The following is a 15,694-nucleotide window of genomic DNA, read 5'->3' as shown; positions in this document are numbered from 1 at the left end:
ACGACACGGAGAAGCGAGGCGATGCGTACCGGACGGATGGAAGCGTTCAGCGATGGCGTACTGGCCATCATCATCACCATCATGGTGCTGGAGCTGAAGGTTCCTCACGGTGACACGCTGGACGCACTGCGACCGGTGCTACCAGTGTTCCTGAGCTATATCCTGAGCTTCGTCTACGTCGGGATCTACTGGAACAACCATCACCACATGCTTCAGGCCACGCAGCAGGTGAGCGGACCGGTCCTGTGGGCCAACCTGCACCTGCTGTTCTGGCTGTCGCTGTTCCCTTTCGCCACCGCCTGGATGGGCGAAAATCACTTCGCGGCGGCTCCTACAGCACTGTATGGCGTGCCACTACTGATGGCGGCGGTCGCCTACTGGATATTGCAACGGACCATCGTGAGACTGCAGGGTAACCAGTCAGTGCTGGCCCGCGCACTTGGGCGCGATCTCAAGGGCATGATCTCGCCACTGTGCTACCTGGTGGCGATCCCCTGCGCGTTCGTCAACCCGTGGATTGCGGGGACGCTTTACGTCGGCGTCGCGCTGATGTGGCTAGTGCCTGACCGCCGCATCGAGCGCGTACTGCGCCGCGATGCCGCCCCCTGAACCACCGGCCAACGCCTACCATCGTACCGGACCTCTCACGGTCGCGTAGGCACACCGCCTACATGCGTACCACGCCCTTCTTGCGGCACTGGCCCACATGTTTGCTTGCCTTGGCCATGCCGGCGGTGTCACCGGCCAGCTTGCGCATTTCAAGAATGGTCTGCCAGTTGCGCGCGCACAACGGGCCCAGCTTGGGGCCCAGCGCGTAGGACTGCTGTGCCAACGACTCGGCCCGGGCGTAGTTGCCCAGCTCCAGCGCCAGCTCGGCACGATCCTGCAGCAGATCCGGTGCCTTGGGCGTGATCTTCAACGCATGATCAAGTGCATCGGCCGCCTGTTGGTACTTGCCGGCGTCATTGGCGGCATGGGCCTGATCCAGATAGGCCTGCGCCGCCGGATCGCGCACCGGGCGGACCTGCACCGCCGAGTGATCGGTTTTGCCGGCATGGCGAATGGCTGCCATCATCTGCGCATGCGTGGGTGGTGGCGGCCCCTTGCGCTTGACCTGGGTCGGGGTCGGCGCGCAGGCCGCCAGCATCAGCACGGCGGCGCTCGGCAACAGCAGTCGGGTCACTTTCAATCGCATGATCTCATCATTACCTGCGCCGCCTTACTGACCGCCGAACATGCCACGCACGCGCTGCCAGAAGCAGCCGTCCTCGTCCTGCGGCACGTAACCGGCCACGAACGGCAACTGTACCGCACCCTCGCAGGCCTGCTGCGTGCGATGCCCGGTCTTGGGATTGATCCAGGCGTACTGCAAACCGTGCGTGTCCAGATCCAGCGGACGCGTCGGCAGGTGCTTGAACAGCGACTCCCACACCTTCAACGCGCCGCTGGAGCCCCAGAGATGCGTCGGCTTGTTGTCATCGCGGCCGACCCAGACCACGGCCAGATGGCTGCCGGTGAAACCGGCAAACCAGCTGTCTCGCTGATCGTCGCTGGTACCGGTCTTGCCGGCCGCATGCAGCCAGGCCAGGCCCGAATCGCCAATCGAGTGCGCGGTGCCGACGGTGGTCACGTGCTGCATGGCGTAGGTCACCAGCGAAGCCGCCTGCTGATACTGCGACTTGCCGGTTTTCACGCCATAGCGCTTGATGGTCTGGCCCTTGCTGTTGACCACGCCGCGCACCGCCACCAGCGGCAGCGCATGACCGTCGGCGGCGAAATACTGGTACAGCTGCGCCACCTGCATCGGTGCCAGGTCGATGGCCCCCAGCAGCAGCGAGGGATTGGGATTGACGTTCTTGAGTCCAAACGACTCCAGGAACCCCTGGATGCGCTTGAGCCCCACCGCCAACCCCAGACGCACACTGGCCAGGTTCAACGATTTTTCCAGCGCGTACATCACCGGCACTTCACCGTGGCTGATGTGGTCATCGTTCTGCGGCTGCCACAGTTTGCCGTTGGGCTGGCGCAGGCTGATCGGCGAATCGTCCAGCAAGCTGGCCAGTGACCACTTGGCCGGCTGGCTGAGCGCCACCAGGTACACGAACGGCTTGATCGTCGAGCCGATCGGGCGGCGCGCATCCAGGGCGCGGTTGAAACCCGGCTGACCCGGATGGCGCCCGCCGACCACGGCCAGTACGCTGCCATCGTGGGCATCGGTCACCACCGCGGCGGCCTGCATCGGCTTGCCAGCCTTGCCCATGCTCGCCAGGGTCTGCTTGACCGCCTGCTCTGTGTAAAGCTGCGCGGCCGGATCCAGCGTGGTGTAGACCGACAGACCACCGGCTCGCAGGGAGGCCTCATCAAAATCAGAGGTGATCTGCCGTCGCACCAGATCCATGAAGGCCGGAAAACGGTTGTGCGGCAACTGCGGATTGCGGGTCACATCCAGCGGCGAGGCGAGAGCCTGTTGCATGACCGGCTGCGAAATCAGCCCAGTCTTGTGAAACTCGCGCAGCACCAGATTGCGGCGTGACAGCGCCCGCTTGGGATAACGGCGCGGATCGTAATAGCTGGGTCCACGCACCAGCCCCACCAACAGGGCGATTTCCTGCGGACGCAACTCTTCCAGCCGGCGCCCGAAGTAGAATTCGCTGGCGGCGGCAAAGCCGTGCACGGCCTGGTTGCCCTGCTGGCCCAGGAACACCTCGTTCACATAGGCCTGCAGGATGCGACCCTTGCTGTAGTGCGCATCGATCAGGATCGACAGCAGCGCCTCGTTGACCTTGCGCACCAGATTCTGGTTGCGGTCCAGAAACAGGTTGCGCACCAGCTGCTGGGTCAGCGTCGAGCCGCCCTGCACGACGTGGCCGGCCATCATGTTGGCCCAGGCCGCGCGCAAGATCGCCGACACATCGATGCCGAAGTTGCTCTTGAAGTCGCGATCTTCCACCGCCTGCAGGCCGGTCACCAGCAACGGCGGCACGTCCTTCAAGGCGACGATGCGGCGCTCTTCCTGGCGCGCGCCGTAAAGCGTGGCAATGCGCGCCGGGTCCAGATGCGCGGCCTTGAGCGACTTGTGGCTGGTCAGGTCGGTGACCGACTCGACCTGGCCGCGCCCCAGCTGCACCTGGATGCGCCGCGGCAGCTCGCCGCCTTCCGGGCCGGCATAGCCACGCGAGGCGATGATGTAGGTGTCGCCGTGATGGGTCCAGGTGCCCGGCACGCGCGCCTGCGGGTTCTGACTGTAACCGGCGAAGGTCAGTTCCAGCTTCAGCGCGTCGGGTTTCATCGGCTCGCCCTGGGCCACCGGCAGCGGCCGCGCATACACACGCGTGGGCACGGAGAACACCAGATCGTTGAAACGCTCCTGCACGCGGGCATTGAGCACCAGCGTATAGGGCACCATGAAGCCCACCAGCAGGCCCAAACCCAGCCAGAATGGGATACGCAGCCAAGGCCACGCGCGGGCGGTCACGCTGCGCAAACGGTTAAACACGGTCAAAAGATCATCCGCACACTGAACACGAAAGGGCTATTGATACGTGAGCGCGACGTGCAGCGCCAGTCGTTGACAGGCGTCCCGTTCAGCACCGCGATGGGTGGCGCGCCCACGTTTTTGCCTAGAATGGCCGGTTATCGAGCATCGGCATTGCAATGGACGGGCAAATTTAGGGCATGAATCTGGCAGACACGCTGACACTACGACTGAAACGCCTGCGCTACCTGATCGAGCGCACCGGCGGCAGCGTCAAGCAGCGCGGCCTCAAGGCCACCGTCACACGCATCACGCAGGAGTTCCGGCCGCGCCCGGCGCTGGATACGGCGCTGGATATCGAACCGGCTGACGCGTCGCCCACCGTGCCCGGGCACTTGCCCAGCAGCGAGCATCCGGCGGTGTCGGTGATCATTCCCGTGCACGGCAAGCTTGCCTACACGCTGGCCTGCCTGCGCTCGATCGCCCGTCACGGCGCCGGGCTGCCGTTCGAGGTGATCATCGTCGACGATGCCTCGCCCGACGACAGCGCCGACGTGCTGGCGAACATCCCCGGTCTTCGCCTGCTGCGAAACACGCAGAACCTCGGCTTCGTCGGCAGCTGCAACCGCGGCGCCCAGGAAGCCCACGGCAAGTACCTGCTGTTTCTCAATAACGACACCCAGGTTCTGCCAGGTTGGCTGGATGCCCTGCACGAGGCCCTGCAGCAGCACCGGCAAGCGGCCATCGCCGGCAGCCAGCTGATCTATCCCGATGGCCGCCTGCAGGAAGCTGGCGCCTATATCGCCAGCGATGGCTCGGCGTGGAACTACGGGCGCTTCGAATCGCGCCATGATCCGCGTTTTGCCTTTCTGCGTCCGGTCGATTACGTCTCCGGGGCGGCGCTGATGATCGCGCGCGAGCAGTTTCTGGCGCTGGGCGGCTTCGATGCACGCTACGCCCCGGCCTACTACGAGGACGCCGACCTTTGCACCGCCGCGCGCGCGCAAGGGCGCAAGGTGCTGTACGTGCCCGCCAGCCGCATTGTGCATTGCGAAGGCATCAGCGCCGGCACCGATCTGGGTCAGGGCATGAAGCGCTACCAGGCCACCAACCAGGCTCGCTACGTGCAGAAGTGGACGCGCGAACTGGCCACACAACCGGCCCCCAACACACCATTTGCGCAGCGCGACAGCGTGCTGGAACCGCGACATCTGCTGGTGATCGACGCAGCCACGCCCGACGCACGCCGTGATTCGGGCTCGCTGCGCCTGATGGCCATTTTCCAGCTGCTTGCGCGCGCCGGCTGGCGCTTGGCGTTTGCGCCGGCCGACGGCCACGCGGACGCCCGGCACGTGGCAGCGCTCGGCGCGCTCGGTGTGGAAGTGGTCGGCGCGGCCGGCGCCGAGAACGTGCCGGCCTGGCTGGCCCGCCATGGCGACACGCTAAGCGCGGCCATGCTGTGCCGCGCACCGGTAGCCGCACAGTACATCGACCTGCTGCGCCGCCGCGCGCCGAAGGCCCGCGTGCTGTTCGATACCGTCGATCTGCACTTTCTGCGCGAGGGCCGCGCCGCCGAACTGAGCGGCCAGAAAGCGCTCGCACGCCAGGCCGAACGCTCACGCCAGCGTGAGCTGAGCCTGCTGGCACAGGCCGATGTCAGCTTTGTGGTCAGCGCCTACGAACAACAGCTATTGGCCGACGCCTGCCCGCAAGCCAAGGTACTGCGCCTTTCCAACATCCATCGCGTGCAAGGCCGCGGCCCGGATTTTGCGCCGCGCGCCGGCGTGCTGTTCATTGGTGGCTACGCGCACCCGCCCAATACCGATGCCATCGACTGGCTGGTGGCCGCGGTGATGCCGGCGCTGCGCAGGCGCCAGGCCGGCATTGTGCTGCACCTGGTCGGCGACATGCCCGAGGCGCGCCGAAAGGCGCTGGCCGCCGATGACGTCATCGCGCACGGTCGCGTCGACGACCTGCGCCCGCTGCTGGACACCTGTCGACTGTCGGTGGCACCACTGCGTTTCGGTGCCGGCGTCAAAGGCAAGATCAACACCGCGATGAGCCACGGGCTGCCGGTCGTGGCCACCACGATGGCTGCCGAAGGCATGGGGCTGATCGATGGGCAAGACGTATGTCTGGCCGACGATGCCGACGCGCTGGCCGAGGCGATCGTTCGCGTGCATGAAGATGCCGCCTTGTGGCAGCGCCTGTCCGAGGGTGGCCTGACCAATATCCAGGCGCATTTCTCCGAAGCGGCGGCGGCGGCCACGCTGGCCGAAGCGCTGCACGACCCGGCCATTGCCGACGCAACGCCCGCCTCAGCCGGCTGAGTTCCCTACCGATCGTGCTCGCAAAAACGGCGCGCCCCAAAAGGACGCGCCGTTTTCCCAGCAAGCCCGCCACGCGCACCTTGGATCAGGCGCCACCCAGCCGCGCGTACATTGCCTTAAGGCGTGGCGAATCCGGATACAGCTTGCGCGCCTGCGCCAGCGCCTTCAGCGCCTGACCATCCTGCCCTTGATCAATGGCCTTGTCGGCACGATCCAGCCAGGCGTTTGCCAGCTGATGGCGCAGGTCGTCGGTGGCGCTGTCGCCCGGATCAAGCTGATCGATGGTTTCAAGATCCTCGCCAGCCTTGTCCAGGTCGCCCGACTGCAAGGCCTTGGTAAACAGCTGCTCGCTGACATGGGTCAGTGACTGCAGGCCGCTCAGCGCCTTGGCGTTGTTGCCATCGATAGCCAGCGCAGCGCGATACAGATCATACGCACAGGCGCCAGGCGGGCTCATGATGTCACCGGCCTGCGCGGCGACCTTGGCGCGTACCAGCAACTTGTCGAGCTTGGCCTGATCGGTCGGACTCAGATCGCTTGCCGGCGCCGCTGGCGCGCTGTCGTCACTGGCCACCGCACTGGCGCTGCTGGCGGCGGCCGGCTGGCTGGCCTGGCGCTTCTTCAACGCGGCCAACTGCGATTGTGCCGCGGCAAGATCAGCCGACTTCGGGGTCAGCTTGGCGGCCTGATCGAGCAACTGAGCGGCCTGATCGGCAGAGCCGGCCTCGATCGCCGCTTGCGCCTGCACCACCAGTGCCTGGGCGACATGACCGATGCCCGCCTTGGCTTCGGCATTGTCGGCGTCCACCGCCAGCGCGGCGCGATACTGCGCCAGCGCGTTGTCATCGCCATCCCCGGTGAAATGGCCGGCCGACATGGCCTGCTTGGCGGCGTCCAGGTGCTGCTGAACCTGCGCATCGGCCTGCTTCTGCGCCTGCACCACGCTGGCCCGCAACGATGGCAAGTCGCCATAGTTGGGCATCAACTGGCTCATCTGCGCCACGGTGTCGGCAGCGGCCTTCAGGTCGTTCTGCTTGAGCTGCTGACGCGCCTGTCCGGCCAGCACATCGCCGATCTTGTCCAGGCCATGCCGGGCGATGGCGTTGTCCGGATCGGCATCGAGAATCTGGTGATACAGCGCGGCGGCACCGTCGTTGCCGGTAAGCTGCCCCTCGGCCAGCGCGTCCTGCGCCTTGACGATCAGATCCTCGATCTGCGCCTGCGAGCGACGAATGGCATCCAGTTTGGCGGCCACGGCATCCACATCCTGACCGCCACCAAGCAGCTCGCGCGCATCGGACAGCGCATCCTCGGCCTGCTGGCGATCGCCCTTGGCCAGCGCCTGACGTGCGCGATCCAACTCGGCATGTCCCACTTTCTGCAGGCCGTTGAGCGCGCGATCGTTGTCGGGCTCCAGGGCGCGGGCGGCCTCGTAGAGCTCGCGCGCGCTGTTGCCGTCATGGCCTTCCAGGTCGCCGCTCTTGAGGGCCTTGTCGGCACGATCGAGCATGCTGTTCAACTGGGTGCGCGGAAACAGCGCGCGCAGGCGGTCCTGATTGATCCAGGCCAGCGCCCCGACCACGATCACCACCAGGATGATGATCGCCGGCAACCACGAGCGACGTCGCGACGCCGGTCTTTCCGGCGACGGCGCGGCGGCGGCAGCGGCGCGTTCACGGCGCGCACGCGCCCCCCCCGGCGGCGGCATGGCCACATCGTCATCGGTGTGCGCGACACGCTCACGCGTGCGGCGGGCGTCGGCATCCACGCGCGGCGGCGGCGCGGGTGCAGGCGCGCCTGCCGGCTCGTCGATACGGTCGATATCGCCCAGGCTGGGCTCGGTGCGACCTCGGTCGCGGGAACGGTCGTTGGGACTCATCGGAACTAAACCGGTGAACAGACTCAAAGCGCGGCAGCTTAGCATCGCTGAAGCGGCCTAACTGACATGTGACAACACGCGACGCGGCAAATTCCACCCGGCCGGGCTCAAACGCCGCTCAGCCCGTGATGCGACGCACGTCGATCACGTTGGGCAGCGCGCCCAGGCGCGCCAGCAGCGTGGACAACTCCTCGAAATCGCGCACACGCAAGGTGAAGTGCATCTCCACCTCGCCGGTGCGCGTGAACACGCGGCTGGAGGAGGCAATGATCGGCGTGCTGGCGTTGGTAATCAGACCGGTCACGTCTTTCTGCAGACCCTTGCGATCGTAGCCGGTAAGTTGGATATCCACCGCATAGGCGTGCTCGGGCGCGCGCCCCCAGGAGACCTCGATGATGCGCTTGGGGTCGCGCCGCGCCAGCCGCGCCAGCGAAGGGCAATCGGCGCGATGCACGGAAACGCCGCGCCCGCGCGTGATGAAGCCGCGCACGGCGTCGCCCGGCAAGGGCTGACAACAACGCGCCAGCGTGGTCATCAGGTCACCAACGCCCTCGATGCTGAGCGCACTGGTATCGGCCTGGGTGTGGCGGCTGGGCTGCACCGGCGGCGCCGACTGCGTGACCGAGGTCGCCGGGCGAGACAGATCCTGTACCGCACGCGCAATCTGCCCGGCGGTCACCTCGCCCAGGGCCAGCGCCACCAGCAGCTCATCCTGGCTCTTGAGGCCAAAGTGCGCCGGCAGCTTGTCGGCCAGCGTGGTGCTGAGCGCCAGGCGTTTCATCTCGCGCTCGTAGATGGCGCGGCCGGCGGCCAGGTTGGCCTCGTGCGCGGTGCGGCGGAACCAGATGCGCACCTTTTCGCGCGCGCGGCCGGTGTGCAGGTATCCGTGGTGCGGCGAGAGCCAGTCACGACTGGGATCGGACACCTTGCCGGTAAGAATCTCGACGCGATCGCCGCTGGCCGGCTGGAAACTCAATGGCACGATGCGCCCGTTGACCTTGGCGCCCCGGCAGCGATGCCCCACCTCGGTGTGCACGTGATAGGCAAAATCCAGCACCGTGGCGCCGCGCGGCAGATCCATCACCTCGCCGCGCGGGGTCAGCAGATACACCCGATCCTCGATCAGCTCGCTCTGGAAATCGTCCATCAGGCCAGCATCGTCGTCCTGACGCTGTTCCAGCAGCTTGCGCATCCAGGCGATGCGCTTTTCGAACTCGGCGTCGCCGCCGCCGCCCTCCTTGTAGCGCCAGTGCGCGGCCACACCCAGCTCGGCGGCGCGGTGCATGGCGTGGGTGCGAATCTGCACCTCCAGCGTCTTGCCGTGCGGACCGATCACCGCGGTATGCAGGGACTGGTAGTTGTTGCCCTTGGGGCGGGCGATGTAGTCGTCGAACTCGCCCGGCAGATGCGGCCACAGGCTGTGCACGACGCCCAGCGCGGCGTAACAGGCGGCCACATCCACCACCAGCACGCGCACCGCGCGGATGTCATACAGATCGGAAAACGCCAGCTCCTTGCGCTGCATCTTCTTGTAGATGGAGAAGATGTGCTTGGGGCGGCCGGCCAGATCGGCGCGGATGCCGCTGCGCGACATGGCAGTACCCAGCTCATCGATGCACTGGGCGATGAAGCTCTCGCGATCGGCGCGACGCTCGTCCAGCAGCTTGGCGATGCGCTTGTAGGTATCGGGCTGCAAATGGCGGAACGCCAGATCCTCCAGCTCCCATTTCAGTTGCCAGATGCCCAGGCGATTGGCCAGTGGCGCATGGATATCTGCCGTCAGGCGCGCCAGCGACACGGCCTGCTCTGGCGGCAGCCGCGCGGCACCACGCATGCGTGCCAGCTGCCGGGCCAGCAAAATGAACACCACGCGCAAATCACGGATGATCGCCAGCAGCAGGCGCCGCAGACCCTCGCTGGCGCCACCGTGCTCGGCATGCAATACCCACACGCGCTCGGCCGACTGCTGCCCTTCCACCAGCCGCTTCACCGAGGCATTGACCTCGTCGCGCTTGGCCGTCCATACGTCTGAATCGACCTGCGCCACCGCAAACCACAACGCCGCTGCCAGGGTGTCGTCATCACAACCCAGCGAATCGAGCAGCCCGAGCACCACCTGGCACTCTTCGGCCTGCGCCGGCGTCAGCACCGCGCACGCCTGCAGCGACGCCGCGAGCGCCGGACGTCGATCGAGCCATGCGTGCAGCGCGGCGATATCACTGGAAACGGTGGAGACCATGGCGCTCAGACTAGTACGAAAGCCTCAGGCTGCGAAGGCACGCAAGCGCATACCACAAGACCTGGGCACCACCCGCTTAGTTGTCCTTCACGTGAGGTCAGCGCTAAGGTGAGCCTGAATCGCAAATTGTCTGGATCTCAAAGGCAGGGAGCCACCAGCGGATGTATTCACGGCCTGTACATTCACAGACTTGCGTTCTGGATGAGGGCATGGTCGCCGTAGGCCAGTGTCTACGGCGCGGCAGGCGCCGAAGCGCGCCGGCTTGTTCGACATGAAGCTGCGATTATCCTCAACCCGCGTGATGGCGCTGAGTTGCCTGGCCTTTTCAGTGCAGGACTTCTACACCTACACGGTCGCCCAAGGCCGTTATATCGACGCCGCCGGCGGCGTTTGCCTGGCCTACGCACTAGCCTTCCAGCCGCGCCCGCGCGGCAAGTTTTTCACCGCCACCCTCAAGGAGCTGGCCCAGGCGTACCGCGAGCAAGGCATACGCCCTTGCCTTTCGGCGCGCTGGATCGGCCGCCTGGGCATGGTGCTGATCACTGTGGCCACATGGATGCACATCACGCATCCGTAAGTTTTCGCCACAGCGGTTCATCGTCATGGCAGACGACTGCGCCATCCGCTACATATGCTAGGAAGCCGTCCATGAAGCACAAGCTCGCGACACATCACAAGCGAACCGCTGGCATGCTGCTAAGCGCGCTGGGCATGCTGGTGGCAGGTCCTCGGCCCGAAAACTTCACTATGGCCGCAGGTATGCTCGCCGCAGCGAGTGCGATGGCAGTGGATGAACCACTCAGTGCCGGCACGTGGCGATCGCGCACTCGCATCAGCCTTGCCATCACCGCCCTGCTTCTGGCGATAGCCAGCGTTGCCTTGCGCGCCACGCACGCTTAAGCGTTTTCCTCCAGCGCCTTGAGCGCGCGCGCCAGGCGCTTGGGCGATACCGGCTCGGCGGTTTTCAGCTCCTGCGCGAACAGCGACACGCGCCACTCCTCGATAAGCCAGCGCAGCATCTCGCGGTCACCGGGCGTGCCGGCATCTTCGGCGCGATGATTGAGATACGCACGCCAGTACGGCAATACCTGCAACATGCGCTGCTGGTCCTTGGCCGCGTCCTGCCGCAGGCGCTCGGCACGCAGGCGCATACCACGCAGATAGCGCGGGTAGTGGCCCAGGCGATCGCGGGACAAGGTGCGCGCAAAGCCCGGTTCCAGCAGCCCGTCGAGCTGCTCGTGCAGGTCATCGTAGGCGGCCGTGGCGTATCCCATCAGCGGCGGCTCCAGCCACGGCTTCATCTCGGCTTGCGCCTCGATGATCGGCTCTAGCTTTTCCAGACGCGCCATCGCCGCGCCGAACAACGCGCGCGCCAGCTCGGCGCGCAAGGCCTCGAAATCGGCACGCTTGCGCACGTCCAGTTCGGCCTCTCCGAGCAAGTCATCAAAACCGCCTTCCGCCAAGTCTTCGCGAAGGCCGTCGATGGTGCCCAGCGGGGTGTATTTCAGTGCTAGCGCATTGGCAATCGGCAACTGACGTCGGGCGCGCTTGAACTCGCTGGTAAGCGCCAGCCGCAGCAGGCGCTCGACACCACGACGGTGCTCGGCCAGCGCCTCGTCCTCGCGCTCGAACACGCGCAGAGCCACGCTGGCGCCCAAGTCGACCAGTGCCGGGTAGGCATCGATGCGCCCTTCCGAGCGCACCTTGCGCGGAATCTCGTCGAAATCCCAGCCGTGCACGTCCTCGCGAATCAGCTCGGCATCAGCCTTGCGCGAGAACGCCTCGCGCGCGCGATCCTCGTAGCGGCTGCGTAGCACCTCCAGGTCACGCGACACGGCCAGCGTTTTGCCTTGGTCATCGTGCAGGCGAAAACGCATGCGCAAGTGATCGGGCAAGTCGATGTCGGCAAAGGCCGCCGCGTCGATATCCACGCCGGTGGCGCGTTTCAGGAACGCGGCCAGCACCTCGCGCAACGGCTCGTCACGCGCCGCCTCGGCCTCGACGAAGGCGCGCGCAAAGTCCGGCGCCGGCACGAAATTGCGCCGCAGCGATTTGGGCAGGCCGCGAATCAATTCGGCCACCTTGTCGGCCAAAAGGCCCGGCACCAGCCACTCGCAGCGCCGCGGCGGCAGCGCGTTGAGCATGGCCAGCGGCAAATGCAGGGTCACGCCATCGGCCTCGTCACCCGGCACGAAACGGTACTGCAGGCGATAGCGCACACCATCCAGCTCCAGCGCCGGCGGGAACGCGCCGGCGTCCAGGTCTGGCGACACGTCCAGCACATCATCCAGCGACCAGCGCAACGCTGCCTGCGCGGCGGGCGAGGCCTTGCGCCACCACGCATCCAGTGCCTTGGCCGAAGACATATCCGGCGGCAGCTTGCCGTTGTAGAACGCGGCCAGATCTTCCTCGCCCTTCAGCAAGCCCTCGCGGCGCTGCTTGGCCTCCAGCCCCTCGGCCTTGGCAATCACCTTGGCGTTGCCGCGCACAAAATCGGCGCGCAGGTCGATATCGCAACGCGCCAGTGCTTCGCGCAGGAAAATGGCGTGGGCCAGCGGCGGATCCTGATCGTGGAAATTCACCGGCCGCCGCTCGACCAGGGTCAAACCAAACAGGCTGACCTGCTCGAAGGCCACCACGTGACCGCGCTTGCGCGCCCAATGCGGATCAAAACAGTTGCGCTTGAGCAGATGCGCGGCCTGTTGCTCGATCCAGGCCGGCTCGATACGCGCGCACAACATGCCCCAGACGCGGCCGCCCACATCCAGAATTTGCGCCGAGAAAATCCAGTTGGGCGGCGATTTGGCCAGACCCGAACCTGGGAACACCTGGAACTTGCGCTCGCGCGTGCCGCGGAAGATGCCCTTTTCGTCCTTGTGGCCCACCTGGGTCGGCAAGCCGGCCATCAGGCTGCGATGGATCAGCTCGTAATCGGCAGCCAGTGGTTCGGCAACGGCCGAAGCAGCCTGCGCCGAATGGCGTTTGTCATCGCGCGCCGTGGTGTCGCCACGGCTGGCCGAACGCATCGCCGCGGCCAGCGCACGCGGCGACCTTTCCGCTTTGCCCTCATGCCGACGCCCTCCCCCGCTCGCAGGGGAGGGCTGGGAAGGGGTAGCGCCCTTGCCGCGAACGTCTCTACCCTCTCCCTGCCTCCCCCTGCCGGCAGGGGGAGGAGATCCGGCACCACCAGTCGCAGTCGCGGCATCACCGCGCGCGCTCCCTCCCCTGCTCGCAGGGGAGGGTTGGGGAGGGGTAGCGCCCTTGCCACGGGCTTCTCTACCTCTTCCCTTTCGCCCCCCGCCAGCAGCGGGAAGTGTCTCGGCATCCTCATGCTTGGCGGTGCGCCAGCCCAGGTCGCGAACCACCAGCAGCAACTGGCGATGCAATTCGCGCCATTCGCGCATGCGCATGAAGGAAAGAAAGTGCCGGCCGCACCAGTCACGCAACTTGGACTGGGTCAGCTCTTCGTGTGCCTGGCGATAGGCCTCCCACAGCCTAAGGATGGTGATGAAGTCGGACTTGGGATCGACAAACGCCTTGTGCGCGGCGTCGGCCGCGGCGCGCGCTTCCGTCGGACGTTCGCGCGGGTCCTGCACGGAGAGAAACGCCACCAGCGTGATCAGCTCGGCCAGCACCTGTTTGTCGTTGGCCTCCACCAGCATGCGCGCCAGCTGCACGTCGATGGGCAGGCGCGCCAGGGTGTGACCAATGCTGGTCAGTCGCCGCTTGTCGTCGATCGCCGACAGCTCGGCCAGGCGCCGGTAGCCGTCGCCGATGGCGCGCGGCTCGGGCGCATCCAGAAACGGGAAATCCTCGACCTCGCCCAGCCTCAGGCTAAGCATGCGCAAGATCACGTTGGCCAGCGATGAGCGCAGCAGCTCGGGATCGGTAAACCGGCTGCGGCCGACAAAATCGATTTCGTCATACAGCCGCACGCAAATGCCGGGGCCGACACGCCCGCAACGCCCCTTGCGCTGATCGGCAGCGGCTTGCGAAACCGACTCCACATGCAGGCGCTCGATCTGGCTGCGCTGGCTGTAGCGCTTGACGCGAGCCTGGCCGGTGTCGATCACGTAGCGAATGCGCGGCACCGTCAGCGAAGTTTCGGCCACGTTGGTGGCCAGCACCACGCGCCGCTTCGGACCCGGCCGGAACACACGATCCTGATCACCGGCCGAGAGCCGCGCGTACAGCGGCAGAATCTCGGTGTCGCGATATTCGCGCCGTTCCAGCAGCCGGTGCGCATCGCGAATCTCGCGTTCGCCGGGCAGGAAGATCAGCACATCGCCACGCGGGTCTTCCCGGCTGATTTCGTCCAGGGCGCGGCCAATATGTTCGGCGCTGCCCTGCGCCATGCCGCGTGTGCTGTCATCGCCCGCGTAATGATCGACCGGGCGCCAGCGCACCTCCACCGGATAGGTGCGCCCTTCCACCTCGATCACCGGCGCGCCGTCAAAATGCTCGGCGAAACGCTTGGTATCGATGGTCGCCGAGGTGACGATGATCTTCAGATCCGGCCGTTTGACCGCCAGACGTTTCAGGTAGCCGAGCAAAAAGTCGATGTTGAGGCTGCGCTCGTGGGCCTCGTCGATGATCAGCGTGTCGTAGCCGCTAAGCCACGGATCGGACTGCGTCTCGGCCAGCAGAATGCCGTCGGTCATGAACTTGATGCGCGTGTCGTCGCCCACCTGTTCGGTAAAGCGCACCTGGAAGCCGACCTGCTCGCCGATGCGCGTGCCCAGTTCTTCGGCCACGCGGCGCGCCACCGAGCGTGCCGCCAGACGCCGCGGCTGGGTGCAGCCGATCAGGCCGCGCGCGCCGCGCCCGGCGGCCAGGCACAGCTTGGGCAACTGCGTGGTCTTGCCTGAACCGGTCTCGCCGGCAATCACCACGATCTGGTGCTTTTGCAGCAGCGCGATGATGTCCTCACCGCGCGCGGCGATCGGCAGCGACTCATCCAGCGTCACCGCCGGCTGCGACGCCAACCGCGCCTTGGCACGCGATATGGAGGCCTCGATATCGCGCGAGAGTGCCTCCATCTTCTCGCTGGAGGCGCCATCGCGGCTGCGCTTGAGCTTCAGCCAGCGACCGAGCAGACGGCCGAAATCACGGGTGCCAACCTGGTCCAGCCGCTTGCGCAGCACGCCAGGATTCAGGTTTGTCGACTTGGTATGTGTATCGTTCATGTTCGGGGCGCATGATAGCTGTCCTCTATCGAAAGGATCAGCAAGATTCATTTCAACCGCGGTGGGCAACACCGTATGGTGAACCCATCGACTTCAAAGCTAGAAGGAGCGTGCAAATGTCCATCGATATCGGTATTGCCAAAAAGGAACGCGTTGCGGTGTCCGAGCACCTGTCCAAGCTGCTGGCCGACACCTACTCGCTGTACCTGAAGACGCACAGCTTCCACTGGAACGTGACCGGCCCGCATTTCCGCAGCCTGCACACCATGTTCGAGGAGCAGTACAACGAACTGTGGACCGCCGCCGATGAAGTGGCCGAGCGTATCCGCACCCTGGATGTGTATGCACCCGGTTCGTACAGTCAGTTCGCCAAGCTCACCTCGATCAAGGAAGAGACCGGCGTGCCGGATTGGAAGAACATGATCGAACAGTTGGTGGAAGGCCACGAAGCGGCCGCCGCCACCGCCCGCCAGGCCATCCGCGTGGCCGCCGATGACGGCGACGAAGGCACCGCCGACCTGATCACCGGGCGCCTGAAGGAGCACGAGAAGACCGCCTGGATGCTGCGCTCGATGCTGAAGTAAG

Annotated in this window: 10 protein-coding genes; 5 read left to right on the top strand and 5 right to left on the bottom strand. The window is 65.9% G+C overall.

Annotated features, from left to right (window positions below; genetic code table 11):
- The first annotated feature begins 21 nt into the window (after positions 1–21).
- Positions 22–609: a TMEM175 family protein gene (locus tag HBF24_RS05020; RefSeq protein WP_167169836.1), complete on the top strand. Its 588-nt coding sequence runs from the start codon at positions 22–24 to the stop codon at positions 607–609.
- 58 nt (positions 610–667) lie between these two features.
- Here HBF24_RS05020 and HBF24_RS05015 read toward each other — a convergent pair whose 3' ends face one another.
- Together HBF24_RS05015 and mrcB are read right to left on the bottom strand one after the other, a co-directional pair.
- Positions 668–1,195: a tetratricopeptide repeat protein gene (locus tag HBF24_RS05015; protein ID WP_167169834.1), complete on the bottom strand. Its 528-nt coding sequence runs from the start codon at positions 1,193–1,195 to the stop codon at positions 668–670.
- Between the two features lie 24 nt (positions 1,196–1,219).
- Complete coding sequence (mrcB, locus tag HBF24_RS05010; RefSeq protein ID WP_167170095.1) at positions 1,220–3,406, bottom strand: penicillin-binding protein 1B; 2,187 nt, start codon at positions 3,404–3,406, stop codon at positions 1,220–1,222.
- Positions 3,407–3,675: 269 nt separating this feature from the next.
- On the opposite strand from mrcB, the gene HBF24_RS05005 reads away from it, so the two are divergent.
- Complete coding sequence (locus tag HBF24_RS05005; protein WP_167169832.1) at positions 3,676–5,805, top strand: glycosyltransferase; 2,130 nt, start codon at positions 3,676–3,678, stop codon at positions 5,803–5,805.
- Between the two features lie 85 nt (positions 5,806–5,890).
- Here HBF24_RS05005 and HBF24_RS05000 read toward each other — a convergent pair whose 3' ends face one another.
- Positions 5,891–7,684 carry a hypothetical protein gene (locus HBF24_RS05000; RefSeq protein WP_167169830.1) on the bottom strand — a complete coding sequence of 598 codons (1,794 nt, stop codon included), beginning with the start codon at positions 7,682–7,684 and terminating at the stop codon, positions 5,891–5,893.
- A gap of 118 nt (positions 7,685–7,802) precedes the next feature.
- Positions 7,803–9,923 carry a bifunctional (p)ppGpp synthetase/guanosine-3',5'-bis(diphosphate) 3'-pyrophosphohydrolase gene (locus HBF24_RS04995; RefSeq protein ID WP_167169828.1) on the bottom strand — a complete coding sequence of 707 codons (2,121 nt, stop codon included), beginning with the start codon at positions 9,921–9,923 and terminating at the stop codon, positions 7,803–7,805.
- A gap of 271 nt (positions 9,924–10,194) precedes the next feature.
- Between HBF24_RS04995 and HBF24_RS04990 the strand changes: the two genes are divergently transcribed.
- Positions 10,195–10,500, top strand: coding sequence for a hypothetical protein (locus HBF24_RS04990; RefSeq protein ID WP_167169826.1), 306 nt, complete (start codon positions 10,195–10,197; stop codon positions 10,498–10,500).
- Between the two features lie 71 nt (positions 10,501–10,571).
- Positions 10,572–10,823, top strand: coding sequence for a hypothetical protein (locus tag HBF24_RS04985; RefSeq protein ID WP_167169824.1), 252 nt, complete (start codon positions 10,572–10,574; stop codon positions 10,821–10,823).
- On the opposite strand, the gene hrpA is transcribed toward HBF24_RS04985, so the two are convergent.
- On the bottom strand, positions 10,820–15,109 hold the full coding sequence (gene hrpA, locus HBF24_RS04980; RefSeq protein WP_167169823.1) for an ATP-dependent RNA helicase HrpA: 4,290 nt from the start codon (positions 15,107–15,109) through the stop codon (positions 10,820–10,822). The genes HBF24_RS04985 and hrpA overlap by 4 nt on opposite strands.
- A gap of 116 nt (positions 15,110–15,225) precedes the next feature.
- Between hrpA and HBF24_RS04975 the strand changes: the two genes are divergently transcribed.
- Positions 15,226–15,693 carry a Dps family protein gene (locus tag HBF24_RS04975; RefSeq protein WP_167169821.1) on the top strand — a complete coding sequence of 156 codons (468 nt, stop codon included), beginning with the start codon at positions 15,226–15,228 and terminating at the stop codon, positions 15,691–15,693.
- The last annotated feature ends 1 nt before the right edge of the window (position 15,694 follow it).

The organism is Oleiagrimonas sp. C23AA (genome assembly GCF_011759385.1).
In the GTDB taxonomy this organism is placed as follows: domain Bacteria; phylum Pseudomonadota; class Gammaproteobacteria; order Xanthomonadales; family Rhodanobacteraceae; genus Oleiagrimonas.
The sequence above is the reverse complement of the archived record's forward strand: the minus strand, read 5'-3'. Positions and strand labels throughout refer to the sequence as shown.